This window comes from Micromonospora sp. NPDC048999, assembly GCF_040649295.1.
Lineage (GTDB): Bacteria > Actinomycetota > Actinomycetes > Mycobacteriales > Micromonosporaceae > Micromonospora.
Map to the genome: position 1 here is coordinate 62,978 of NZ_JBEZFI010000009.1, position 23,650 is coordinate 86,627.

Here is a 23,650-nt window from a genome sequence, read left to right on the forward strand (position 1 = left end):
CCGGCCGATGACTCTTGGCCTGTTGAAAACTGCCAGGCGGTGCGATGGAATAGTCGAAATGTTTCACCATCGATCCTCGCGGATGAAGCGCCATCCAGCCCGCAACAGTTGTCGTTGTTGTTCCGCACCCCTCATGGAGGCAGCGCATGTCAACTCATCGGCACGAGGTCGACCGACGCACCCTGTTCAAGGCAGGTCTGGGTACGGGGATCGCGGCGATCGTCGGCACTGAACTGCTCTCGGCGACACCAGCGGGTGCCGCACCCAGCCCGATGTTCCCCTGGGTCATCGACTGCGACACCTGGGGCGCGCGTCCGTCACGGGGGGCGATTCAGATCACCGGCAACGTCACCAACAAGATCATCCTGCACCACATGGCGTTCCCGAACGTCACGGACTACTCGCGCGACCACGCGATGCAACTGGCGCGGGACTGCCAGAACCTGCATATGGACGTCAACGGCTGGGCGGACACCGGACAGCACTTCACGGTCAGCCGTGGCGGCTACGTGCTGGAGGGTCGCCACCGCAGCCTGGAGACGCTCGACGCGGGCGCGCACCAGGTCAGCGCCGCACACTGCCCGGGCGAGAACGGAAACGCGATCGGGATCGAGAACGAGGGCACGTACATCACCGAGACGCCGCCTGACGCGCTGCTCGACGGGCTGGTGAGGTTGTGTGCCGCGGTGTGCCAGCAGTTCCGGCTGCAGCCATGGGACATCTTCGGCCACGGGGACTTCTACAACACCGAGTGCCCGGGCACCGCCTTCTACCGGTTGTTCCCGATGGTGCGCTCGCGTGTCGCGGCAGCACTCGGTAGCCAACAGCCGGACATCCCCGCACGCCGGTGGCCCGACATCTGGCGTTTCGTCGACGGCCCGGTGGTGAAGGTCGCGCAGTACCTGCTCGCGGACCTCGGGTACCCGCTGATCCCGAACGGCGACTTCGGCTACGACATGAATGCCGTCGTCGCCGACTTCCAAGCCAACCACGGCATTCGGGTCGACCCGGACGCGACCTTCGACGCGGCCACCTGGGAGGCGCTTGTGCCGACGCTCGACAAGCACGCCAGCGGTCTTCCCGTCAACGCGCTGCAGTACCTGCTCGGCCGTAAAGGGTACGGCGGCGTCACGGTGAGCGGCGAATTCGACCACAGCACCATGAAGGCGGTCCAGGACATGCAGCGCCTGCACGGCCTCGTACCCAACGGCAAGGTCAACGTGGACACGTGGTGCGCGATTGTCGGCGGCTCAGTTCGTTCGGCCTTCCGGCACTGAATGCCGCCCTGCTGGCTGGTTTCAGCCGTTTGTGGTAGCGGCGCCTGGCGCCGCTACCACAAGGGACGCGTCACCAGCCGCCGGGATTGCAGCCCGACTCGCGGGAAATGCCCGAGCCGGTGTCCGGGTAGCCACCGAACCGCTCGTTGTGCAGACGGGCGAAGAAGTAGCACATCGCCTCGCACTCCGCGTCCAGCACCGCCACCGCGGGGTCGGCGTGGACCGCGTTGTAGAACTCCTGGCCTGCCGCGACGATGAACCCGCGGCAGTACAGGAAGCCGTCGTCCGAACCGTCGGTGTGCTCATGGACCTCTTGCCGATCGAGGTCGTACAGCTTTCGCTCGACCACCCGGTCCAGGTCCGTCAACTCCGCGCTCGACAGGTCGGCACACATCCCCCGCAGCTGCGCCAGAAACCGATCCATCCAGGCATCGAGGGCGTGGAGGCTGTCGTTACCGTCGTCCGCTGCGGGATCACGCCCGACCAGCGCCTGCCGAACGTGCGCCTGCTCGGACCCGCACGTCGCCCACGCCGACTCGACCAACCCCCAGAACCGGGCCTCCTCGGCTGCGGTCGGCACCCGGCCCACACCGTTCGTCGTCACGGACGGGAGAGTATCGGGACCCACCGACATCGGCTCTCAAGGTGGCGGTGCGGAACGTTTCACATCGCGCAGGTGTGGGAACGCGGCGAGCACCTGCCACTGGCCGGCGTCCACCGGGCCGTAGCTGAGCGTGCCCCCGTACGCCTCGACGTCCGCGGCCAGGCTGCGCAGCCCGTATCCGGGCGTGTCGCCGGGCGGTGGTTCCGGGCGGGCCGGGCCGCCGCCCGGAGCGCGGGTGCTCAGCACCGACAACCGGGTCCGTTCCGCGTCCCGCTCGACGCGGAACGTCAACCGGGTGCCGGGGCCGGCATGGCGCAGCGCGTTGGTGGCCGCCTCAGCGATCAGCCGGCGCGCCACCACCAGCACCGGTTCGGGGAGCGCTGCCAGCGTCTCCGGCAGCCCGTCCGGTACGTTCAGCCCGGCCGCGCGCAGCTGGTCCAGCCGCTCGGTGAGATCGTCTCTGGTCGCTACCGCAACCTGACGGTCGAGGGCGGCGACCGTCTGCCGGATCTCGCCGAGGGCCGCCCGCCCCGCGCCGAGTACCCGCTCGACTCGGTCCCGTTGCGGCGCGGCCAGTCCACCGCCGACCCGCAGCGCCTCGGTCTGCACCAGCATGACTGTCAACGTGTGGGCGAGCGTGTCGTGCAGCCGGCGCGCCAGGTGTTCCCGCTCCTCCGCTACCGTCCGCTCCTCCGCCGCGATCCGCCGCTCCAGCCGCAGCCGGGTCTGCTCCGCCACCAACGCCGTGCGCTGCCGCAACTGCTTGCCCCGCTCGACGCCGGCCAACCAGGCGACGGTGAAGGCCACGAACGCCAGCAGCCCGCCCTCGACCAGGCCCCGGTGTGGGAGGCTCGCGGCCGCCACGGCCACCGTCACCGCCCCGCACAGGCCCCACCGTACCGCCGCCGACCGGCCGTTGGCCGCCGCTGTGTAGAGCGCCAGCATCGCGGGCAGGTAGCCGATCGTTCGGGAAACGCCGACCAGCATGTGCACCGAGGTGGCCAACCCCACCACGGCCAGCACCAGCCCCGGGGCGGTCCGCCGGACCACCAGCGGGAGGATCTGTTCCGTCGCCAGCACCACGGAGAGCGGGTCCCCGGAGGTTGCGCCGCTCGCCAGGAACAGGCCGGCCGCCAGCGCGGGCAGCGTGAGGTCCACCACGAGCTGCCAGTGGCGCCGTACCCATCGGGTCGTCCGGTCCCGGAGCTGCTCGACCAGCCGGGGCGGCCGGGCACCTGTCGACATCATGTCTCCTTCCGCCGGATCGGTACGATCTGCCGGTGATCCGGCTTGCCATCGTTGACGATCAGGCTCTGGTCCGGGAAGGGCTGGCCCTGATCCTCGATGCCCAGCCGGACATCGAGGTGGTGGCCGTGCTGCCGGACGGTCCGGCGTTGCTGGACCTGATGCGGCGGTCCGAGGAGCCCGCCGACGTGACTTTGTTGGATCTCTATTTGCCGGGCCTGGACGGCGTCCAGGTGCTGCGCCAGCTCCGGTCGCGCGCTCCCGCACCGACCACGCGGGTGCTGATGCTGACCACCATCGGGCGGGCCACCGACATCCAACGGGCGTTGGCCGCCGGGGCGGACGGCTTCGTGTTGAAGGACGCCACCGGGGACGAGCTGGCCGCCGCCGTCCGGGGCGCGTACGCGGGGGTCACCGCGCTCAGCTCCTCGGCCGCGCGGGTGCTCTGGCCGCAGCGCTGCCCCGCCGACGCCGACGAAACGGCCACCCTGGACGGTACGGCGGGACGCAGCCTCGACTCGCCCGCTGCCCGGGTTGCTTCGCTCACCGCCCGGGAGCGCGAGATCCTCGACCTGCTCGGTCAGGGGCTGGCGAACCAGGAGATCGGCCGGGCCCTGCACCTGGCCGAGCGGACGGTGAAGACGCACGTCAGCAGCGTGCTGGCGAAGCTGGGGGTAACCAACCGCACCCAGGCCGCCCTGCTGGTCCGGGACTTACCGGACTGAGTCGCCAGCTGAGCCCACATCACGGGCCCGGCCCGAAAGACGTAGGCCGGCTATGTCCTTCGCCGGTTCCGGCGGCCGCCGGGGAGCGAAATGCTGACCGGGTCCATCGGTGATCCGTGAGGAGAATTGTGTCCCCGTCCGATCCGACCCATCGTCGTCCCGCCTCCCGGCGGCGGATCCTGCGCGGCCTGCTGGTCGGCGTACTCGTGTTGACCGCCTTCTGCTACGTCAACAACACCACCTTGCTGGCCGGCTCCGACGGAGCCCGCCCGCTGCTGCTGGCGCACCGGGGGCTGGCCCAGACCTTCGGCTTCGAGGGGATGACCAACGACACCTGTACGGCCGAGCGCATCGACCCGCCCGAGCACCCGTACCTGGAGAACACGATCGCGTCGATGCGGGCGGCCTTCGACGCGGGCGCCGACATCATCGAGTTCGACATCCAACTCACCAAGGACGATCGCCTGGCGGTCTTCCACGACCACACGCTGGAATGCCGGACCGACGGGGTCGGCAAGGTCCGTGACCACACCCTCGGCGAGCTGCGCCGGCTGGACATCGGCTACAAGTACACCCCCGACGGCGGCGCCACGTTCCCGTTTCGTGGCAAGGGCGTCGGCCTGATGCCCACCATCGAGGAGGTGACCACCACCTTCCCCGACCGGGAACTACTGGTCGACGTCAAGAGCGGCGACCCGGTCGAGGGGGAACGGCTCGCCGACTACCTGGCGGCCCTGCCCGCTGCGCAGCTCAGGACGATCACCGTGTACGGCGGTGAGGCGCCCATCGCCGCGTTGGCGGCCCGGCTGCCGCAGGTGCGGGTGTTGTCCATGGCCACCCTCAAGGGCTGCCTGTACCGGTACTTCGCGGTCGGTTGGACCGGTTACGTGCCGGCGGCCTGCCAGAACCGGGAGCTGCACATCCCCGAGACGTACGCGCCCTGGCTGTGGGGCTGGCCGAACAAGTTCGTCGACCGGATGGGCAAGCACCACAGCCGTGTCGTCATCGTCGCCGGTAATGGCAGTTTCTCGGAGGGCTTCGACAGCGCCGACGACTGGAAGCGCCTTCCGGCTGGGTATGCCGGAGTGGTCTGGACCAACCGGATCGACCGGGTGGCACCGCTACGCGACCAGAGCTGAGCGGCAACGGTGCGGCGTGGCCGGAAGCGAGCCGGCGTGCACTGCGCGCGAATGCGTTCCGGTCGCCCGCCGCACGGCATGGCGTACGAGAATCCTCGAAGAAATCTCCACGGAGAGTGTCGGATCGAGGCGGCGGCGTTCGTAGCAGGGGTGAAAGGCGGCCCGAGGGGGCGGCCACCCGACGGCAGGAGATGATCCCGATGGCGCAGTACCTGATTTCCGTTCTTCACGACCGGAGCGACCTGGCCACCGCGGAGGAGATGGCCGCGATCGACGCCTTCAACGAACGGCTCGTGGCCGAGGGTCACTGGGTCTTCGCCGGCGGCCTCACGTCGCCCAGCACGGCCACCGTCGTCGACGGTCGGCACGGGGAGGCCGTGTTCAGCGACGGGCCCTATCTCGAGTCGAAGGAGTGGATCATCGGCTTCTGGATCATCGAGGCGCCCCACCTCGACGTGGCGCTCCGGCTCGCCGCCGAGGGATCGAAGAGCTGTAACCGGAGGGTCGAGCTGCGGCCGGTCCTGGGCGAGTGACCGACGTCAACGAGATGATCACCCGGGTCCACCGCGAGGAGTGGGCCCGGGTGGTCGCGACCCTGGCCAGGCGCCTCGGCGACCTCGACATCGCCGAGGAGATGGCCGCCGAGGCGTTCGCGACCGCCGTCGAGCGCTGGCCGGTCGACGGTGTCCCGCCGAGTCCCGGCGCGTGGCTGACCACCACCGCCCGCCGCAAGGCGATGGACCGGATCCGGCGCGAGGCCAGGCGCGAGGAAAAGCACAAGGAGGCGCTGATGCTGGCCGACACCCCCGAGCCGCTCGGCGCCGTCGACGACGACCGGCTCCGCCTCATCTTCACCTGCTGTCACCCCGCTCTCGCCATGGAGGTACGGGTTGCGCTGACCCTGCGGATGGTCGGCGGGCTCACCGTGCCCGAGATCGCCCGTGCGTTCCTGGTCCAGGAGGCCGCCATGGGCCGGCGGATCACCCGCGCGAAGGCGAAGATAAAGGTAGCCAAGATCCCCTATGGCGTGCCGTTCCGCGAGGACCTTCCGGCCCGGGTCACCGGGGTGCTTGCCGTCCTCTACCTGATCTTCAACGAGGGCTACCTGGCCTCCGGCCCCGAGAAGGAGCCAGTCCGAACCGACCTGACCGCCGAGGCGATCCGGCTGACCCGGCTGGTCCGTGCCCTGATGCCGGCGGACGGCGAGGTCGCCGGACTTTTGGCGCTGATGCTCCTGACGGAGGCCCGCCGGGCCGCGCGGGTGTCGGCGAGCGGTGAGCTCGTCTCCCTCCCCGAGCAGGACCGCGGCGCCTGGGACCGCAAGCTGATCGCCGAGGGCCACGCCCTGGTCCGCGCGCGCCTCGCCGCCGGCCAGGCGCCGGGGCGCTACCAGATCCTCGCCGCGATCAACGCCGTCCACACCGACGCCCGCGACGTCCGTGACACCGACTGGTCGCAGGTCGTCGCCCTCTACGACCAGTTGGTCCGCCTCGACCCCTCGCCGATCGCGCGGCTCAACCGGGCGATCGCGGTCGCCGAGCTCGACGGCCCACAGGTCGCCCTGGCGGAGGTGGACGGTCTGCCGCTGGCGGACTACCACGCCTTCCACGCCACCCGCGCCGACCTGCTGCGCCGGCTGGGCCGGAGCGAGGAGTCGCGGGCGGCGTACGACCGGGCCATCGGGCTGGCCGGCAACAGCGGCGAGGCGGCGTACCTCATCCGTCGCCGCGACCAACTGGCCGGCCCGTGAACCGCACCACCCACGCCTGCCTCGGGGCTCCACCTCCTTGACCGCTCAACCCATCGCTTGGTATCAATCTTTTCAGCATTGGCTCCAGGGGTCGGCGTCGACCGGATCAGTGACGGCGACTGTCCGCCCCCTGGTGCCACCGCCGTATTCAGCACCACCACCCCGACCGCCGGAATGGAACCCTCCCCCACCGGCGTCGCACGACATCGAGGCACTCACCAACCCCCAGGAGGTCTCATGCTCAGGCGTATCGCCAGCGTCCTTGGCGCTGCCGTCCTCGGCGCAGCCGTCATCAGCGGCCCCGCCACCCCCGCGGCTGCGGCGGTCACCCCCAGCCTCACCGCCACCATCGCCCTCAACAACTGCTCCGCCTCCCTGGTCCGCTACCCCACCTCGCTCGACACCGACCGGGCCATGATGCTGACCAACGGCCACTGCTACGAAGGCGGCATGCCCGCCAACGGCGTCGTCCTGCAGAACAAGACCAGCACGCGGTCCGGCACCCTGCTCAGCTCCAGCGGCAGCTCTCTCGGCACGGTCCGGGCCGACACGCTGCTCTACGCCACGATGACCGGCACCGACGTCTCGCTCTACCGCCTCACCACGACCTTCGCCGCTCTGAAGAGCAGCTACGGCGTCACCGCGCTGACCATCACCAACACCCACCCGGTCGACGGCAGCAGCATGTTCATCCCGTCCGGCTACTGGAAGCGGACCTGGAACTGCAGCATCAACGGATTCGTGGCCACCCTCAAGGAAGACCAGTGGACCTGGCGCGACTCCATCCGCTACAACACCGGCTGCAACACCATCCACGGCACCTCCGGCTCGCCCATCGTGGAGGTTTCCACCGGCAAGGTCATCGGCATCAACAACACCGGCAACGACAACGGCGGACTGTGCACCCTCAACAACCCCTGCGAGGTTGACGCCAACGGCACCAAACGCGCGTACCAGGGGCAGAGCTACGGGCAGGAGGTCTACTGGTTCACGACCTGCCTCAACGCAAGCAACCAGATCACCCTGACCATCAGCGGCTGCCTGCTCACCAAGCCCGCGTAACCGCACCGCCCGCTGCACCGGACCATCGCCGTGGCCGCCGAGGCGCTTCCCCGAAGCGCCTCGGCGGCCCGCTTGGTGCGCAGCGCGGATCAGGGTCTGCAACTCACGCGGGTCGGGACGAATTCTCCGCTCGTGCAACCTGCGGACGGGATTCTTACATGGACCAGGCATGAGCATGTGCAGCGAGCGGACCGGGCAGTCGGCCCGGGCACGGGGCGACCAGCCCGGCGGGGAGTCGGCATGAGCGACGCACCGAACGGATTCCGCGAGTATGCCGCAGCCCGGCGGGGTGCGCTGCGCCGCACCGCGTACCTGCTGTGTGGCGACTGGTATCTCGCCGACGACCTCGTGCAGGACGCGCTGGCCGGCCTGTTCGTCCGTTGGCGGCGGGTACGGGCCGGCGGCGAGGTCGACCCGTACGTGCGTCGCATGCTCGTCAACGGGTATCTGGCCACGCACCGGCGCGGGTGGCGGCGTGAACTCGCCGTTGCCGACCTGCCTGAGACCGCCGCGCCCGGGCACGGCGACGACGGCACTCGCGATGTGCTGCTGCGGGCGCTGTCCGACCTGCACCCGTCACAGCGCGCGGTCGTCGTGCTGCGTTACTGGGAGGACCTGTCGGTCGAGCAGACGGCGACGGTGCTGGGATGCAGCACCGGCAACGTGAAGAGCCAGGCCGCCCGTGGCCTGGCGCACCTACGCGCGGCGCTGGGGCGGTCCGGCGCACTGGAAGGAGAACCGGCATGACAGTCCACGAGGAAGAAGTGCGCGCCGCGCTGGCGGTGCTCGTCGCCAACGAACCCGGCCTGCCCAGCGGGACAGCGGACATCGAGCGGCGTGGGACGCGCCGCCGCGTCCGCCGCCGTGTCGCGGTCGGCGCGCTGGCGGCGGTGCCGCTGCTCGCCGGCGCGGTCGCCGTAGCGGTGTGGCCGGCTGCGCCGCCTCGGCAGGTCGCCCAGCTTCCCTCGTCGCCGCCCGCGGTGGCCGACCCCAACGCCGGATCGCAGCTGGCCATCGGATTTCCGGTGGGCAGCGCGGTCGACGCCGTGTCAGACGCGCTGCCGGCCGGAGTGTCGCTCGCGGAACTGCCCATGGACGTGGGTTGGCGAACGGACGGCTCGTTGGCCCTGCCACTGTCCAGGGGCGGGGAGCTGACCTTGACGGTCGGGAACGGCACCTGCGTCGTCAGCGCGCCCCACCTGAACGTCGCGCAGGCCGAGGCCGCGGCGGACGCGGTGTGCGCAGCGTGGCGGGCGGCAGGCTCCCCGCCGGTGGTTCCCGCCGGTCCGGCCGGGCCGGAGCAACCCGAGCTGGCCACCCGGTAGCCGCGCCCGGCGGCTGAACGCGGCTGCTGCCCCGCTGAGCTGCGGCGCGGCCTCGCTGCGCGACGTCGCCGGGTCAGCCGGTCGCACCCCCGTCAACGCGCCGGCCCTGGGTTGAGCAGGATCGACGACCGGTTCAACGGCCTGCGCGCTGCTCCCCGAGCGCCACTGGCGCCGGCCGTAGCCTGATCTCCACGGCGGTGCCCGGCGCGAGATCCGACAGCCGGCTGCTGTCGACCTGCGCGACGACCAGCGTGTCGTCCGCCAAGGCGACGGTGACCCGGCTGGTGGCACCGAGGAAGCTCGCCGCGAGCACCCGGCCCGCCCCGGTCTCATCGGCCACCACCTCGACCGATTCAGGTCGGACCAGGGCGGTCACCTCGGCGGCGTCGTACGCCGAGGCGGCGTCCGGGTCGATCAGCGGCAGCCGGGAACCGAGCACGTGCACGTCGGTCCCCGAGACCCGGCCCTGCAGCCGGTTGCTCAGTCCCACGAAATCCGCGACGAACGCGCTCGCCGGACGCAGGTAGACCTCGGCGGGCGTCCCCACCTGCTCCAACCGCCCGGCACGCATCACCCCGACCCGATCGGCCACCGCGAGCGCCTCCTCCTGATCATGGGTGACGAGCAGGGTGGTGGTGCCGACCTCGATCTGGATCCGACGGATCTCGTCGCGCAGCTGTACGCGTACCTTGGCGTCGAGCGCGGACAGGGGCTCGTCGAGCAGCAGCACCCGTGGCCGGATCGCGAGCGCCCGGGCCAGCGCCACGCGCTGCTGCTGGCCGCCGGAGAGCTGGTGCGGGTACCGGCCGGCGTGTGATCCGATCCCCACCAGGTCAAGCATCTCGCCGGCGCGCTCGCGTCGCTCGCCGGCCGGCCGCCCGCGTAGGCGCAGCCCGAACTCGACGTTCTCCCGCGCGGTCAGGTGCGGGAACAAGCTGTACGACTGGAACACCATGCCCATGTCCCGGCGGTTCGCCGGCACGGTCGTGGCGTCGATCCCGTCGACCAGCACCCGCCCGCTGTCGGCGTCCTCCAAGCCGGCGAGGATCCGCAGCGCGGTGGTCTTGCCGCAGCCGGAGGGGCCCAGCAGTGCGACCAGCTCACCCGGGGCGAGGTCGAGGTCGAGTCCGTCGAGCGCCGGTACCGCGCCGAAGCGGCGGCGTAGGCCCTGCAGTCGTACCGCCACGCCCCGCCGGTCGTCTCGGCCTGCGGACGGGGTGACGACATCGGTGGATCCGGTCAAGAGAGCTCCTTGGTGGGGGTCCGGTGCCGGCCGCGCCCGACGAGGGACAACAGGAACAGCAGCGCGAAGGCGAGCAGCAGCGCCGCCAGCGACACCGCCACCGACATCGTCGCGCTGCTCTTGCCGAGCAGGTTGATGGCCACCTGGAGGTTTACCCGGCTGAGCAGAGACGCGACGGTGAACTCCCCGAGCACGAGCGCGACGGTGAGGAACGCGGCGGAGAGCACCGCTGAGCGGATGTTGGGCAGCACCACCCGCCACATCACCGTGCCCCAGCCCGCGCCGAGGCCGCGCGCCGCTTCGGACAGGGTGCGTACGTCGATCGCGGACAGCCCGGCGTCGAGCGCCCGGTAGGCGTAGGGCAGCACGAGGACGGTGTAGGCGAAGGTGAGGGTGAGCGGGGAGCCGCCGAGGAAGTACGTGACCCAGGCGTACACCGGGGCGAGGCCCACCACGAGCACGATCGCCGGGATCGTCAGCGGCAGCAGGCAGACGAACTCCACCACCCGGTGTAGTGCGGGTAGGCGGAGCCGGACCCAGATCACGGTGGGCACCAGCAGCACCAGTGTGAGCAGCACGGTGAGCCCGACGAGCCCGAACGAGGCGACGATGCCGTCCCACAGGTCGGGGTAGGTGTCGCCGAGCCGGCGCCAGTCGACGAGCAGCCGCCAGGTGTCCAGCGACAGCGTCCCGCCGGCGCCCCTGGTGGTGAACTCCAGCATGCCCAGCATCGGCAGGAGGAAGAAGAGGCCGAGCCCGGTGAGGACAGTCCAGCGCAGGACGCGCTGGCGACGGGCCCGCCGACGGATCACCCCAGCCATCGCGCGGCCCGCCGTTGCAGCAGCGTGTAGAGCCCCATGACCACGGCGACGACCAGCACCATGCCCAGTGCCATAGCCTTGCCGATATTCTGCTGCCCCAGCACGACCTCGCTGGTGAGCGCGCTGCGGATCTGCAACGGTGCGATCGGACTGCCCTGGCTGACCAGCGCGGCGGCGGTCGCGTACGCCGAGAAGGCGTTGGCGAACAGCAGCAGCGCCGCCCCGAGGAACGCCGGGGTGAGCAGCGGTCCACCGACCATCCGCCAGTACTGCCAGGTCGAGCCGCCGAGGCTGTCGGACGCCTCCCGCCACTGCGGGCGGATGCCGTCGAGCGCGGGCAGGAACACGATGACCATCAGCGGCACCTGGAAGTAGGTGTAGACCAGCGCCAGACCGGGCAGGTCGAACAGCCACACCCCGCTGGAGTAGATGTCGATGCCCAGCCGATCGCGCAGGAATTCCGTGACGAAGCCGCTCAGTCCGAGGGTGGCGATGAACGCGAAGGCGAGGGTCACCCCGCCGAACTGGGCGAGCACCCCGCACGCCGCGCTGACTGTCCGCCGCAGCAGCCCGCCCTCGCGGGCCGTGACCAGGGCGTAGGAGAGCAGGCCGCCGAGGACCGCGCCGATCAGGGCGGTGCCGGCGGACAGCAGGATGCTGCGCAGGAAGGCGTTGACGATGTAGCTGTCGGCCAGCGCCATCAGGTTGTCGAGGGTGAAGCCGCCGTCATCGCTGGTGACCGCGCCGACCACCACCACGAGGGTGGGGATGGCGAGGAACACCGCGATGAACGCGAAGAACGGGACGACGCCGAGCAGGCTGCGACCGCGGCGCAGCATCGGGGTTCGCCCGGGACGGGGGCGGATCCCGGGCGCGTCGGCCACGGGATCCGCCGGGTGGGTCAGGCTGCTCATCGGAGGCTCAGCCGATGACCTTGGCCCAGTTCGCCGCGAGGTAGTCCTTGGCCTGCTTGGTCTGCGCCTCGGTCAGGAACACGGGCGTGCCGGTGTAGGTCGGCAGTTCGGCGTACGCGGTCTGGTCGAGGGTCCCGGCCTGCTGCATGGCCTCGGCCCGCACCGGCCGCGCGCCGCCCTTGAGCCAGAGGTTCTGGCCCTCGTCGGAGTAGAGGAACTCCTGCCAGAGGCGGGCTGCGGCGGGGTGCGGAGCGTCGACGTTGATCGCCTGGACGTAGTAGGAGCCGAGCACCGCGTTGGCCGGCACGACCGTCTTCCAGTCGACCTTGCCCTGCAGTTTCTTGCCCTGCGCGACGTTGAGGTAGTCCCAGTCGATGACCAGCGGGGTCTGACCGGACTCGATCGTGGCCGGGGTCGGATCCACCGGCAGGAAGTTGCCGGCCTTCTTCAGCTGCCCGAAGAAGTCGACGCCCTTGGCGATGTCGTCGGCGGAGCCGCCGTTACCCAGCGCCGCCATGGCCACGCCGCTGAACGCCGCGCCGGCCTGCGTCGGATCGCCGTTGAGCGCGACCTTGCCCTTGTACTCCGGCTTGAGGAGATCGGTGACGCTCTGCGGGGTGGGCACCTTCGCCGCGTCGTACCCGATCGACATGTAGCCGCCGTAGTCGTTGATCCAGGCGCCGCCCGCCTCCTTCAGCGCGTCGGGCACGTCGTCCCAGGTCGCCACCTTGTATGGGGCGAACTTCGACACGTTGGCGAGTGCGACGGCGCCGCCCAGGTCGAAGACGTCCGGCGCGTTGGCCTGGCCCTTGAGCTGGTTGGCCGCGTTGATCTCCTCCTGGCTGGACGCGTCCGGCTGGGCCGAGTTGACCTTGATGCCGTACTTGTCACCGAAGGCCTTGATGAGCTCACCGTAGTTGGCCCAGTCCGGCGGCAGCGCGATGACGTTGAGCTGCCCTTCCTTCTTCGCCTCGGCGACGAGCTTGTCCATGCCCCCGAAATCGGCGGCACTGGTGGCCGTGGCCACCCCGTTGGACTGCGCGCTCTTGTCCTCTGGCGGGGCGCAGGCCGCGACAGCCAGCAGAACGGTGGACGCTGCCGCCAGGGCAGCGCCGCCGCGGACGACCGAGATACGCACGGTTCCTCCTTCTTACCGACCCGTCACTGGCCGGAACGCATGGGTGGCAGTCCGCCGGCCGAACCCGACCCGAACCAGCCGGGGACCATCGTGCCCGCCCCAGGGAACGGAAACGCCTGCCCAAAGCAACGCCGGATGAACGTCCCGTGCCGGGTGGTGGAACGTTGTCAGCCGGGGGTGCGGCCAGCCCTGCCGCCCAACAGCAGGACCCCGCAGGCCACGGCACCGCTGAGTGGCGCGAGCAGAAAGCCGGCAACAGGGTGTCCCACCGTGTCCAGCAGCGCCCCACTCGCCGCCGCGCCGCCCGCGCTGCCGACCGAGAAGGCCGTTGCCGCCCAGGCGAATGCCTCGGCCGCCGTGCCAGCAGGTGCCACCTCGTCGATCGCGACGAACGCGACGGTGAGCAGCGGCGGCAGCGCGAGCCCGCTCACCGCCATCAGCACCAGCATGACCGGCGGAGCAGGCGTGAGTAGCAGCGGCAGGTAACCGGCGGCGAATATCCCGACCGCGCGGGGCAGGGTGGCGTGCCGGCGAAGCGTGGCGAAGCGCACGTAGAGGAGACCGCCGACCAGCGCCCCGGTCGCCTGCGCGGCGAGTAGCCAACCCGCCAGGGACCGGGCGCCGGACGACTCGGCGTACCCGGTCGCGGCGACCGTCACGCTGCCCACCGCGGCGCCGACCATCAGCAGCGCGCCGAGGATCAGCCGAAACCGGCCGACGCGTAGCGGGCCGGCCCAGTGCCGGACCGCCGGCTCGCCCAGCCAGTGACGGACGGCGCCGGTGGTGGCGAACCACAGCGTCCCCGCCGCCTGGAACAGTGCTGCTGCCGCCAGGCCGCCACCCGGTCCAGCCAGCGCGACGGCGGCGAGCGTGACCACCGGGCCGAGGATGAAGATGGCTTCCTGGACCGCGATGTCCAGCGTGTACGCGGTCTGCACCTGCTGTGCGGGAAGCAGGTCGCGCCACAACACCCGCAGGCACGACTCGAACGGCGGCGCGCCCAGCCCGGCCAGACCGGCGGCGAGCACGGTCACTGGCAGGCTGACCCGCGCCGCGGTAAGCGCGAACCCGACCGTGGATATCGTCGTCGCCAGCCACAGCACCGGCGGCTGCCGCCACCGGTCCGCCATCCGGGCGAACATCGGCTGACCGACCGCGGTGCCGGCGGTGAACGCGCCGACCAGCAGGCCCGCGACCGTGAGCGTCATCGCCTCCCGGGCGAAGAGCAGCAAGGCCAGCGGGGCGGCGCCGAGTGGGATTCGCCCGAGCAGGCTGGCGGCAAGCACCCGGGCGGTCTGCGGAGCCCGGAGCACGGCCAACACGGAAGGGTGGCCAGAGGTGGAGGAGGTCTCGGCATCGCTCGGCGGCGAGCCGAACGACGCATCCGCGACGGACAGGTCTCCGCTGGGCGGGACACTGCGGGTGTGGTCGGGTACGGGCATGACAGGGCGCTCCCACGGTGGTGGACATGGATCGGACGGCGAATGGAGCCCGGACCGATCAGGGAGCGAAGTCGGAGCGCTCGTGGTCGTTGCCGTACAGCGGCAGGTCGGGGGTGATCCAACAGCCGTACGCCACGGCGACGGCTTCGATCGGAATCACGCCGACAAGCCTAGGCCGTCGACTGGCCCCGTGACAGCGGCAGGTTCCCTATCCCGGCCGCACCCCAGGCGAAGTGCTCGGGGCGGCAGCAGGACGCTATCGTCGGGCAATGGTGGACGAGGTGAGCGGCGCCGGGCGGTGAGCGGGATGCGGCGAGGCAGCGACGACGTGCTGCTGCCGGCGTTGTCCGGAGCGTTCGGTGACCACGCCGACGCGATCCGGGTCGGGGGCCAGCGGGCGTCCCGGGAGGAGCTGCTTTCCGCCGCCACCGCCCTCGCCGATCGCATCGCCGGCGGTGACGCGGTGGCGACCTGGGCGACGGCCAGCATGGAGACGGTGGTGGCCGTGGTCGCCGGCCTGATCGCCGGGGTGCCCGTCGTACCGGTGCCGCCGGACTCCGGTCCCGCCGAGCGGGACCACGTGCTGCGCGACTCCGGCGCCTCGCTGCTGCTCGTCCCGCCGGCCTGCGCGGGCGCCGCAGCGCTGGTGGACGTGCCGGTTCCCGTCGCCGCCGTGGACCTCGGTGCCCGCTCAAGCACCGGCTATCCGGAGCCCGCGCCGGAGAGCACAGCACTGATCCTCTACACCTCCGGCACGACAGGAGCCCCGAAGGGAGCACTGATCCCCCGACGGGCGATCGCCGCCGATCTGGACGCCCTCGCCGACGTCTGGTCGTGGACGCCCGACGATCTGTTGGTGCACGGGCTCCCCCTGTTTCACGTACACGGCCTCGTGCTGGGGATGCTGGGCGCGCTCCGGGTCGGATCGCGCCTGGCCCACACGGGCCGACCCACGCCGGAGGCGTACGCCGCCACCGGCGGCACCCTGTACTTCGGTGTGCCGACCGTGTGGTCGAGGGTGTGCGGCGCTCCGTCTGCCGCCCGGGCCCTCTCGTCGGCCCGGCTGCTGGTCTCCGGCAGCGCGCCGCTGCCCCTGCCGGTCTTCGCGCAGCTCGCCGATCTCACCGGTCAGCCGCCGGTCGAGCGGTACGGAATGACCGAGACGCTGATCACCGTCAGCGCCCGGGCGAACGGCGAGCGCCGGCCCGGGTTTGTCGGCACCCGGCTGGCTGGCGTGGAGACCCGGCTGGTCGCCGAGGACGGCAGTCCGGTGACGCCCGACGGGGACTCCCCGGGCGAACTCCAGGTACGCGGGCCGATGTTGTTCAGCGGATACCTGAACCGGCCGGAGGCTGCCCGCGAGTCATTCACCTCGGACGGCTGGTTCTGTACCGGGGACATCGCCACCATCGACGGCGACGGGTGGCACCGGATCCTGGGCCGTGCCTCCACTGACATGATCAAAAGCGGCGGGTACCGGATCGGCGCGGGCGAGGTGGAGAACGCGCTGCTCGCCCACCCGGCGGTACGGGAGGCGGCGGTGATCGGCGCGCCCCACGCCGACCTCGGGCAGCAGGTGGTCGCCTACGTGGTGGCGGACGCCGCGACCGAGGCGCAGCTCATCGAGTTCGTGGCCGGCCGGATCGCCGCACACAAGCGGCCGCGGCAGGTCCACCTGGTCGAGCAGTTGCCCCGCAACGCGATGGGCAAGGTGCAGAAGAAGCTGCTGGCCGGCGGCTGACCCGGCTACCCGGCGGCCCAGGCGTGGCACGCCCACGCCGCGCGGTCAGTGGCCGCGATAGAGGGCGTCGATGTCGGCGGCACGCTGCTGCTGCACCACCTCACGTCTGATCTTCAACGTGGGGGTGAGCTCACCGTTGGCCTCGGTGAAGTCATCGGGCAGGATCCGGAATTGTTTGATCGCCTCCGCGTGGGAGACCGACCGGTTCGCCTGGTCGATCGCGGTCTGGATCTCGCCACGCAGGGCGGGGTCTTCGCGCAACTCCGCCGCTGAGGCGCGTGGGTGACCGTGCGTGTCGCGCCACCGGGACCACGCCTGCGGGTCGAGGGTGACCAGGGCGGCGACGTACGGCTTGCCGTTGCCCGTCAGCATGGACTGGCTGACCAGCGGGTGTGCGCGGATCCGGTCTTCGATGGGGCCGGGAGTGATGTTCTTTCCCTCCGCGGTCACGATGATCTCCTTTGTGCGTCCGGTGATCCGCAGATAGCCGTCGTCGTCGAGGCTGCCGAGGTCGCCGGTGCGGAACCAGCCGTCCGCGGTGAACGTCTCGCTGGTCGCGGCCGGGTTGTTCCAGTAGCCGTGGAACACGACATCGCTGCGGACGAGGACCTCCCCGTCGTCGGCGATGGCCAGCTCCACGCCGGGCAGCGGCCGGCCGACGGTGCCGATCCGCATCGCCGAGGGCCGGTTCACCGCCAGCGCCGGGGATGTCTCCGTCAACCCGTACCCCTCGAGGGTCGTGAGGCCGGCGCCGCGGAAGAAGTGCCCGAGTCGCTCGCCGAGGGGAGCCCCGCCGACGATGGCGACCCGGCAGCGGCCGCCGAACGCGGCCCGCAGTTTCCGGTAGACCAGCAGGTCGAGGAGACTCCGCAGCAGCCGGAGGCTCGTTCCGGGGCCGGACGGCGTGTCGAGCGCTCGGCTGTACCGCACCGACACCCGGTCCGCGAGGTCGAACAGCCGCCCCCGGCGCTGGTCGGCTGCCTGCTGCCGGGCCCCGTTGTACGCCTTCTCGAACACCCTCGGCACGGCGAGGACGAACGTCGGCCGATACCGGCGCAACTGCTTCAACACGTCATGGGCACTGGGGGTGTGCACCGTCGTCGCCCGGGTCTGCACCATCGCCACCTGGACCATCCTGGCGAAGGCGTGCGCCAGCGGCAGGAAAAGGACCGTCGACGCCGTCTGGTTGAACAGCTCCGGCAGCGCCGCGACCGCGTTGCCGACGTCGAGGTGGATGTTCTGGTGCGTCAGCACGCAGCCCTTGGGCCGGCCCGTGGTCCCGCTGGTGTAGACGATCGTGGCCGGGTCCTCGCCCGACACCGCGGCACGCCGGCGTTCGACGGCCTCGTCGTCAACGGCCCGGCCCTGCTCGGCCAGCTGGATCAGGTCACCGGAGTCGATCTGCCACGCCTGGCGTAGCTCCGGCAGGCCGTTGCGTACGCCGGCCAGCAGCTCGGCGTGGTCGGCCGTCTCCACCACGCACGCCACCACGCCCGAGTCGGCGAGGATCCAGGCCAGCTGCTCGGCGCTCGACGTGTCGTACACCGGAACGGTGACCGCACCGATCGCCCACACCGCGTAGTCGACCAGCGTCCACTCGTACCGGGTGCGGCTCATGAGTCCCACCCGCGCCCCCGGCGTCACGCCCGCCGCGACCAGCCCGCGCGCCACGGCCTGCACGTCGTCGCGGAACTGCCGGCAGGTCACCGCTGACGGGTCACCGGATGAGCACGGCCACGACCGGGCGTCCGCGTCCGGGCGCCGGAACTGCACCGTGCCCGGGTCCTGCCGCGCGTTGTCCCACACCACGTCGGCCAGCCCGACCGACTCCCCGCCGGTGATCTTCGGCTCCACCCTGACGTTGCGCCGCATCACGCTCCCCTCCCGGCCCGTGGCCGCGCCCCTGGATACCCGGCCCGGCGACGGCCATGCGAGTTACCGCCCCGCGTCGCCGTCTCGCCAGATTCCGAAAACTTCCGGAAGTTCTGGCCTCGACGCTCGGCCCGTCTTAACATGCACGCGCTTGGATCCGTCCAGCGAACGCTGATGCCAGGCACACCCCACCCGCCGTCCAATCTGCGTAAAGGGACCGCCGATGCGCCTCTGGAACCTGCCCCATCGATCACGACGCCGATCGCGAACCCTCGCCGTACTCTGTTCGACCGTGCTCATCGCGGCCGTCACCGCCGCACCCACCCCGGCCGTCGCCGCGGGGGTCGTCCTCTCCAACGACTTCGAGTCCGGCTCGTACGCTCCGTGGGGGCCACGCGGTGCCGTGACCCTCGGCATCGCCGACGAAGGCCACGAGAGCAACCACAGCCTGTCGGTCACCGGCCGCACAGCCAACTGGCAGGGCCCGGCCACGAGCGCGACCGCACTGTTCAAAACCGGTACGCAGTACACGGTCAGCGCCTGGGCGAAGCTGCCGGCTGGCACCGAGGGCACCGCCGGGGTGCACTTCACCGTCGAGGCGACCCCGGCCGCCGGCGGTGACAACACCTACACCTGGATCGGCGGCAGCGTCCCCACCACCGCGGGCGGCTGGGTGCGGATCGGCGGCGACTACACGCTGCCCGCGGGGCTCAGCGCCGCCACCCTCTACGCCGAGGCGGACGGCAACACTCCGTTCCTCCTCGACGACATCGCGATCACCGGGCCGGACGGCGGTGGCCCGGAGCCGGGCACCAATGTCATCGACACCGACTTCGAGAACGGGCTGGACGGCTGGGGCCCACGCGACGGCGGTCCGGGTGCCCCGCGGGTCACGCTCACCGACGTCGCGCACGGAGGTGCGTTCGCGGCGCTGGTCACCGAGCGGGTCAACCAGGGCGCCGGCCTCGGCCGCGACGTGACCGGCCTGTTCAAGGCGGGCGTGACCTACGAGTTCGACGCCTGGCTACGGTTCGCCGAAGGCCAGCCGACCGACCAGGTCTGGCTCAGTCTGGCCAGCACGACCGGCGGCAGTCAGTCGTTCAGCACCCTCGCCCGGTTCGAGACAGTCACCAACTCCGGGTGGACGCAGGTGACCGCCCGCTTCACCATGCCGGCCGCGGACAGCGCGTTCCTCTACTTCGAGACCCGCTGGCAGGGCGCGGACGTGGCCGGCAACACCAGCGACTTCCTCGTCGACGACATCGTCGTACGGGTGCCCACGCCGCCAGCCATCGAGGACCTCACCGGAATCCACGAGACCACCGACTTCCCGGTCGGCGTGGCGATCGACAGCCGGGAGACGGTCGGCGGGGCCGCCGAGTTGCTGACCCGACACTTCAACCAGATCACGCCTGAAAACCACATGAAGCCCGAGGCCTGGTACGACAACGAGCGCAACTTCCGCCCGCACGAACAGGCGCTGGCCCTGATGGACTTCGCCCGGGACAACGACCTGCACGTCTACGGCCACGTGCTGGTCTGGCACAGCCAGACCCCGGCCTGGTTCTTCCACGACTCCGCCGGGCAGCCACTGACTACCTCGGCGGCCCACCAGCAGCTGCTACGCGAGCGGCTGCGGACCCACATCTTCTCCGTCGCCGAGTCGCTGAGCCAGCGGTACGGCAAGTTCGGCTCCGCCACCAACCCGCTGTACGCGTTCGACGCGGTCAACGAGGTGGTCAGCGACAGCGGTGAAAACGCAGACGGCCTGCGTCGCAGCGAGTGGTACCGGATCCTCGGCGAAAGTTTCATCGACCTGACGTTCGAGTATGCCAACGAGGCGTTCAACAATGTCTACGCCGTCGGAAACAGCCACCCGGTCGCCCTGTTCATCAACGACTACAACACCGAGCAGATCGGCAAGCAGACCCGCTACCGGGCGCTCGTGCAGCGGCTGCTCGCGCGCGGCGTGCCGATCGACGGGGTGGGCCACCAGTTCCACCTCTCGCTGGCCACTCCGGTCAGCAGCCTGGAGGCCGCGCTGGACGCGTTCGCGGACCTGCCGGTGACCCAGGCCGTCACCGAATTCGACGTCACCACGGGCACCCCGGTCACCCAGGCGAACCTGATCGAGCAGGGCTACTACTACCGGGACGCCTTCCGAATCTTCCGGGCGCACGCCCACGACCTGAAGTCCGTCACCGTCTGGGGCCTCACCGACGGCCGCTCGTGGCGGAACAGCAGCGGCGCGCCACTGCTGTTCGACGACAATCTGCGGGCCAAGCCGGCGTATCACGGGGCAGTGGACGGCGGTTTGCCTGCCCGGCTGCGTACCGCCAACGTCTTCGCCGGTGACGTGGCCCTCACCGCCGGTGCCCCGAAGGATCTGACCTGGCGCAAGCTGCCGCTGCACCCGGTGGAGGACAAGGCGCGGTTCCAGCTGCGCTGGGCACCGGATCACCTGACGGCGTACGTCACCGTCAACGACACCACGGTCTCCGGCGACGACCGGGTCAGCTTCGTCCTGGGCAGCAGGACGTACCAGGTCGCCCGTGACGGCAGCGGTGACGTGCCGGCTGTGGTGGCCGAGCGGGACGGCGGCTACCAACTGGTCGCCCACCTGCCGCTGACCGCCGCCGTCCAGGGCGACACGCTCACCCTGGACGTGCGGGTTCGCGACAACGGTGCCACGTCCGGCTGGAACACCCCGGGAGCGGTCGGCACCCTCACCCTGGTGGAGGGGCTGTCGTACCTGGAGGTACGCGAGGCGGCCACCGCGCCGGTCATCGACGGCAGGGTGGACGCCGTCTGGGCCCAGGCGAGCGCGGTGACCACCGCCAAGCGGGTCTCCGGCACCGGCGGCGCGACCGCGAAGGTCCGTACCCTCTGGCGGGGCCAGACGCTCTACGTGCTGGCCGAGGTCACCGACCCGGTGGTGGACGTCTCCGGTTCCGACCCGTGGACCCAGGACTCGGTCGAGATCTACGTCGACGCCGGCAACGCCAAGAACGGCGCCTACCGCTACGACGACACCCAGATCCGGATCAGCGCCAACAACGTCGTGTCGTTCGGCACCGGTGACGAGGCGTTCCAGGCGGGCCGGCTGCACAGCGCAACCGTGCGTACGGCGACGGGCTACACCGTCGAGGCGGCGATCAGCCTGCTCGAATACGGCGGCCTCGACACGTTCCACGGCCTGGACTTCCAGGTCAACGACGCGTCGAACGGCGCTCGTACCGCGATCCACAACTGGGCCGAGCAGGAGGGCGTGGGCTACCAGACCACCGCCCGGTGGGGGGTGGGCCGGCTGGTCGCCGGTTCCAACGTGGACGTCACCCTGACCACCTTCACCCGGTGGAACTCCGACAGCGGCGGTGGCTACTGCGCGAACATCACCGCCACCAACACCAGCGGCAAGCCCGTCGAATGGACCGCCGTCGTCGATCTCGAAGGCGACATCTACGACGCGTGGAACTTCAAGCGGGAACGCCTGCCGGATGGCAGCTACCGGATCAGGGGCGTGGACTGGAACCGGACCCTGGCACCGGGTGCGAGCACCTTCAGCGTCGGCTACTGCGCCAACCTGTAACACCCGGCGACGGGTGTCCCGTGGCGGCGGCCACCGTTCAATACTGACGGTGGCCGCCGTCGGCGGGGTCGACCACCCACGTTCCGGATCTTCCTCGTCATGCTCGCCCATGCGATCCTCACCGTGGGCGCGGTCGAGCTGGTGAAATTGGTGGGCCCAACGCGAGGTTGGCCCCATGCGGCCAGCGCATCGGGAAAGATGCCGACATGGGCCCGAATCACACTGTCGGAGGTGTACGGATGACCGAGCTGTTCCCGCCGATCCCGCTGTCCGCGTGGGCGGACTCGAAGGAAACCGTCCACCGGTTCGCGCAGATCGTCGGCAAGATCCGGCTGGACCAGGCACCGCCGCGCAACCACTGGTGGCACGTGCCGTTCCACCTGACCGGCCGCGGCATCACTTCCCGACCCATGGGCCGGGAGGTGATGTTCGCCATCGACTTCGACTTCGTCGACCACCGGCTGATCATCAACACCCTGGCCGGCCAGACGGTCTCCTTCCCGCTGCCCGGCATGTCCGTCGCGGCGTTCCAGGAACGGCTGTTCACCGCGCTGTCGCACCTTGGCATCCACGTCCACATCGCGGCCAAGCCCTACGATCTGACCGACAGCATCCCGTTCGCCGAGGACACCACGCACGCCGCGTACGACCCGTACTGGGTCAACCGGTACTGGCAGGTACTCAGCCAGGTGGGGCTCGTGCTGGAGGAATATGCCTCCCGGTGCAACGCCAAGACCAGCCCGGTCCACCACTTCTGGCACACCTTCGACATCGCGGTCACCCGCTTCTCCGGCCGGCAGGTCCCGCAGCCGGACACCGTCGACCCGGTGACCCGCGAGGCGTACTCACACGAGGTGATCAGTGCCGGCTTCTGGTTCGGCGACAAGAACATTCCCGAACCGGCCTTCTACTCCTACACCGCGCCCGAGCCCGACGGCCTCACCGAGGAACCGCTGCGACCCGCGCAGGCACGCTGGGTCGAGAACCGGGGTGCACACCTCGCGCTGCTGACGTACGACGATGCCCGCGCCACCGCCGACCCCCGCGCGACGGTCCTCACCTTCCTGGAGAGCGCCTACCAGGCCGGCGCCTACCGCGCCGGCTGGGATACCAGCGAGCTGCGCACCCAGTACGCACCCTGACCACCGACAGTCGAGCACGAGCTCAAGCAGACGGCGTGACCGGGGACCGCAGGCCGAGCCACTGCTCGGCGTCCCAGGCCTGGAACCGCTCTACCTCGGTGAACCCCAGCTTTGCCGCGAGGCGCATCGAGCCGACGTTGGCGGTTTGGGTGGTGAGCACCACCGGCTCGCCGGGAAGGACGCCGTCGAACCAGTCGAGTGCCGCCGCGCACGCCTCGGCGGCGTACCCAAATCCCCACGCCCGCGGCAGGAACAGGTAACCGAGATCGGCCTTCCCCACGGCAGCCGGGCGATGCTGCCCCGTTGCTCTCCTGAGCAGGATCTGGCCGATCATCGCCCCGTCGAGGTCAACGACGAAACTCCCGGGCCACCGCTCGGGCACCCCGGGCATCTCGCGCTCAAGCTCGTCGCGAGGCCGGGGGCCGCCGAGGTAGGTGTGTACCTCTGGCGATGCCAGCAGCTCGATGAACACCGAACGGTCCCGGGCCTCGGACGCACGGAGCACGAGCCGCTCGGTCCGGATCGGCTCGGGCGGCCAGGCGACGGGTCCGAGCTCAATCATGTCGGTCAGCTTTTCAGCAGACGCGGCAGCGATCAAGACCGTCGCTGTCTCCGACGAAC

General features: G+C 70.7%; 20 protein-coding genes. 11 read left to right on the forward strand and 9 right to left on the reverse strand.

Annotated features, from left to right (window positions below; all coding sequences use genetic code 11):
* Positions 1–146: 146 nt before the first annotated feature.
* On the forward strand, positions 147–1,277 hold the full coding sequence (locus tag AB0C02_RS13620; RefSeq protein WP_357547791.1) for an N-acetylmuramoyl-L-alanine amidase: 1,131 nt from the start codon (positions 147–149) through the stop codon (positions 1,275–1,277).
* Positions 1,278–1,347: 70 nt separating this feature from the next.
* On the opposite strand, the gene AB0C02_RS13625 is transcribed toward AB0C02_RS13620, so the two are convergent.
* Both AB0C02_RS13625 and AB0C02_RS13630 read right to left on the reverse strand, forming a co-directional pair.
* Positions 1,348–1,881 carry a DUF4240 domain-containing protein gene (locus tag AB0C02_RS13625; protein WP_357547793.1) on the reverse strand — a complete coding sequence of 178 codons (534 nt, stop codon included), beginning with the start codon at positions 1,879–1,881 and terminating at the stop codon, positions 1,348–1,350.
* Positions 1,882–1,917: 36 nt separating this feature from the next.
* The gene (locus tag AB0C02_RS13630; protein ID WP_357547794.1) at positions 1,918–3,126 is read right to left on the reverse strand and encodes a histidine kinase; all 1,209 of its coding nucleotides are present in this window, start codon (positions 3,124–3,126) and stop codon (positions 1,918–1,920) included.
* A gap of 35 nt (positions 3,127–3,161) precedes the next feature.
* On the opposite strand from AB0C02_RS13630, the gene AB0C02_RS13635 reads away from it, so the two are divergent.
* The 7 genes from AB0C02_RS13635 (at position 3,162) to AB0C02_RS13665 (ending at position 9,127) form a co-directional block, all read left to right on the forward strand.
* Positions 3,162–3,851 carry a response regulator transcription factor gene (locus AB0C02_RS13635; RefSeq protein ID WP_357547796.1) on the forward strand — a complete coding sequence of 230 codons (690 nt, stop codon included), beginning with the start codon at positions 3,162–3,164 and terminating at the stop codon, positions 3,849–3,851.
* 128 nt (positions 3,852–3,979) lie between these two features.
* Entirely contained in the window at positions 3,980–4,990 is a 1,011-nt protein-coding gene (locus AB0C02_RS13640) for a glycerophosphodiester phosphodiesterase family protein (RefSeq protein WP_357547797.1), read from the forward strand.
* Between the two features lie 200 nt (positions 4,991–5,190).
* Positions 5,191–5,523, forward strand: coding sequence for a YciI family protein (locus tag AB0C02_RS13645; RefSeq protein WP_357547798.1), 333 nt, complete (start codon positions 5,191–5,193; stop codon positions 5,521–5,523).
* Positions 5,520–6,740 (forward strand): DUF6596 domain-containing protein, encoded by a 1,221-nt coding sequence (locus AB0C02_RS13650; protein ID WP_357547799.1) that lies wholly within the window; start codon positions 5,520–5,522, stop codon positions 6,738–6,740. The genes AB0C02_RS13645 and AB0C02_RS13650 overlap by 4 nt, the downstream gene beginning before the upstream one ends.
* 237 nt (positions 6,741–6,977) lie before the next feature.
* The gene (locus AB0C02_RS13655) at positions 6,978–7,802 is read left to right on the forward strand and encodes a serine protease (RefSeq protein ID WP_357547800.1); all 825 of its coding nucleotides are present in this window, start codon (positions 6,978–6,980) and stop codon (positions 7,800–7,802) included.
* Between the two features lie 240 nt (positions 7,803–8,042).
* Complete coding sequence (locus tag AB0C02_RS13660; RefSeq protein WP_357547801.1) at positions 8,043–8,549, forward strand: SigE family RNA polymerase sigma factor; 507 nt, start codon at positions 8,043–8,045, stop codon at positions 8,547–8,549.
* The gene (locus AB0C02_RS13665; RefSeq protein ID WP_357547802.1) at positions 8,546–9,127 is read left to right on the forward strand and encodes a hypothetical protein; all 582 of its coding nucleotides are present in this window, start codon (positions 8,546–8,548) and stop codon (positions 9,125–9,127) included. Before AB0C02_RS13660 ends, AB0C02_RS13665 begins: the two co-directional genes overlap by 4 nt.
* Positions 9,128–9,260: 133 nt before the next feature.
* On the opposite strand, the gene AB0C02_RS13670 is transcribed toward AB0C02_RS13665, so the two are convergent.
* The 5 genes from AB0C02_RS13670 to AB0C02_RS13690 form a co-directional block, all read right to left on the reverse strand.
* Positions 9,261–10,370, reverse strand: a complete 1,110-nt coding sequence (locus tag AB0C02_RS13670; RefSeq protein WP_357547803.1) for an ABC transporter ATP-binding protein — start codon at positions 10,368–10,370, stop codon at positions 9,261–9,263.
* Complete coding sequence (locus AB0C02_RS13675) at positions 10,367–11,191, reverse strand: ABC transporter permease subunit (protein ID WP_357547807.1); 825 nt, start codon at positions 11,189–11,191, stop codon at positions 10,367–10,369. The genes AB0C02_RS13670 and AB0C02_RS13675 overlap by 4 nt, the downstream gene beginning before the upstream one ends.
* Positions 11,179–12,105, reverse strand: coding sequence for an ABC transporter permease (locus AB0C02_RS13680; RefSeq protein WP_357547809.1), 927 nt, complete (start codon positions 12,103–12,105; stop codon positions 11,179–11,181). Before AB0C02_RS13680 ends, AB0C02_RS13675 begins: the two co-directional genes overlap by 13 nt.
* A gap of 7 nt (positions 12,106–12,112) precedes the next feature.
* Positions 12,113–13,243, reverse strand: a complete 1,131-nt coding sequence (locus AB0C02_RS13685; protein WP_357547811.1) for an ABC transporter substrate-binding protein — start codon at positions 13,241–13,243, stop codon at positions 12,113–12,115.
* A gap of 167 nt (positions 13,244–13,410) precedes the next feature.
* Positions 13,411–14,685 carry an MFS transporter gene (locus AB0C02_RS13690; protein ID WP_357547812.1) on the reverse strand — a complete coding sequence of 425 codons (1,275 nt, stop codon included), beginning with the start codon at positions 14,683–14,685 and terminating at the stop codon, positions 13,411–13,413.
* Between the two features lie 307 nt (positions 14,686–14,992).
* Between AB0C02_RS13690 and AB0C02_RS13695 the strand changes: the two genes are divergently transcribed.
* Entirely contained in the window at positions 14,993–16,426 is a 1,434-nt protein-coding gene (locus AB0C02_RS13695; RefSeq protein ID WP_357547813.1) for an acyl-CoA synthetase, read from the forward strand.
* A 45-nt stretch (positions 16,427–16,471) separates the two neighbouring features.
* On the opposite strand, the gene AB0C02_RS13700 is transcribed toward AB0C02_RS13695, so the two are convergent.
* The gene (locus tag AB0C02_RS13700) at positions 16,472–18,298 is read right to left on the reverse strand and encodes an AMP-dependent synthetase/ligase (protein ID WP_357547814.1); all 1,827 of its coding nucleotides are present in this window, start codon (positions 18,296–18,298) and stop codon (positions 16,472–16,474) included.
* A gap of 292 nt (positions 18,299–18,590) precedes the next feature.
* Between AB0C02_RS13700 and AB0C02_RS13705 the strand changes: the two genes are divergently transcribed.
* On the forward strand, positions 18,591–21,887 hold the full coding sequence (locus AB0C02_RS13705; protein WP_357547815.1) for an endo-1,4-beta-xylanase: 3,297 nt from the start codon (positions 18,591–18,593) through the stop codon (positions 21,885–21,887).
* A 239-nt stretch (positions 21,888–22,126) separates the two neighbouring features.
* Positions 22,127–23,029, forward strand: coding sequence for a DUF5996 family protein (locus AB0C02_RS13710; RefSeq protein ID WP_357547817.1), 903 nt, complete (start codon positions 22,127–22,129; stop codon positions 23,027–23,029).
* A gap of 22 nt (positions 23,030–23,051) precedes the next feature.
* Here AB0C02_RS13710 and AB0C02_RS13715 read toward each other — a convergent pair whose 3' ends face one another.
* On the reverse strand, positions 23,052–23,591 hold the full coding sequence (locus AB0C02_RS13715) for a GNAT family N-acetyltransferase (RefSeq protein ID WP_357547818.1): 540 nt from the start codon (positions 23,589–23,591) through the stop codon (positions 23,052–23,054).
* Between the last annotated feature and the right edge of the window lie 59 nt (positions 23,592–23,650).

Excerpts from the sequence above, each read along its gene's own strand:
- AB0C02_RS13690 (WP_357547812.1), bottom strand. The coding sequence starts at position 14,685 with ATGCCCGTACCCGACCACACCCGCAGTGTCCCGCCCAGCGGAGACCTG.
- AB0C02_RS13700 (WP_357547814.1), bottom strand. The coding sequence starts at position 18,298 with ATGCGGCGCAACGTCAGGGTGGAGCCGAAGATCACCGGCGGGGAGTCG.
- AB0C02_RS13655 (WP_357547800.1), top strand. The coding sequence starts at position 6,978 with ATGCTCAGGCGTATCGCCAGCGTCCTTGGCGCTGCCGTCCTCGGCGCA.
- AB0C02_RS13630 (WP_357547794.1), bottom strand. The coding sequence starts at position 3,126 with ATGTCGACAGGTGCCCGGCCGCCCCGGCTGGTCGAGCAGCTCCGGGAC.
- AB0C02_RS13675 (WP_357547807.1), bottom strand. The coding sequence starts at position 11,191 with ATGGCTGGGGTGATCCGTCGGCGGGCCCGTCGCCAGCGCGTCCTGCGC.
- AB0C02_RS13620 (WP_357547791.1), top strand. The coding sequence starts at position 147 with ATGTCAACTCATCGGCACGAGGTCGACCGACGCACCCTGTTCAAGGCA.
- AB0C02_RS13665 (WP_357547802.1), top strand. The coding sequence starts at position 8,546 with ATGACAGTCCACGAGGAAGAAGTGCGCGCCGCGCTGGCGGTGCTCGTC.
- AB0C02_RS13645 (WP_357547798.1), top strand. The coding sequence starts at position 5,191 with ATGGCGCAGTACCTGATTTCCGTTCTTCACGACCGGAGCGACCTGGCC.
- AB0C02_RS13715 (WP_357547818.1), bottom strand. The coding sequence starts at position 23,591 with ATGATTGAGCTCGGACCCGTCGCCTGGCCGCCCGAGCCGATCCGGACC.
- AB0C02_RS13710 (WP_357547817.1), top strand. The coding sequence starts at position 22,127 with ATGACCGAGCTGTTCCCGCCGATCCCGCTGTCCGCGTGGGCGGACTCG.
- AB0C02_RS13660 (WP_357547801.1), top strand. The coding sequence starts at position 8,043 with ATGAGCGACGCACCGAACGGATTCCGCGAGTATGCCGCAGCCCGGCGG.
- AB0C02_RS13680 (WP_357547809.1), bottom strand. The coding sequence starts at position 12,105 with ATGAGCAGCCTGACCCACCCGGCGGATCCCGTGGCCGACGCGCCCGGG.
- AB0C02_RS13695 (WP_357547813.1), top strand. The coding sequence starts at position 14,993 with ATGCGGCGAGGCAGCGACGACGTGCTGCTGCCGGCGTTGTCCGGAGCG.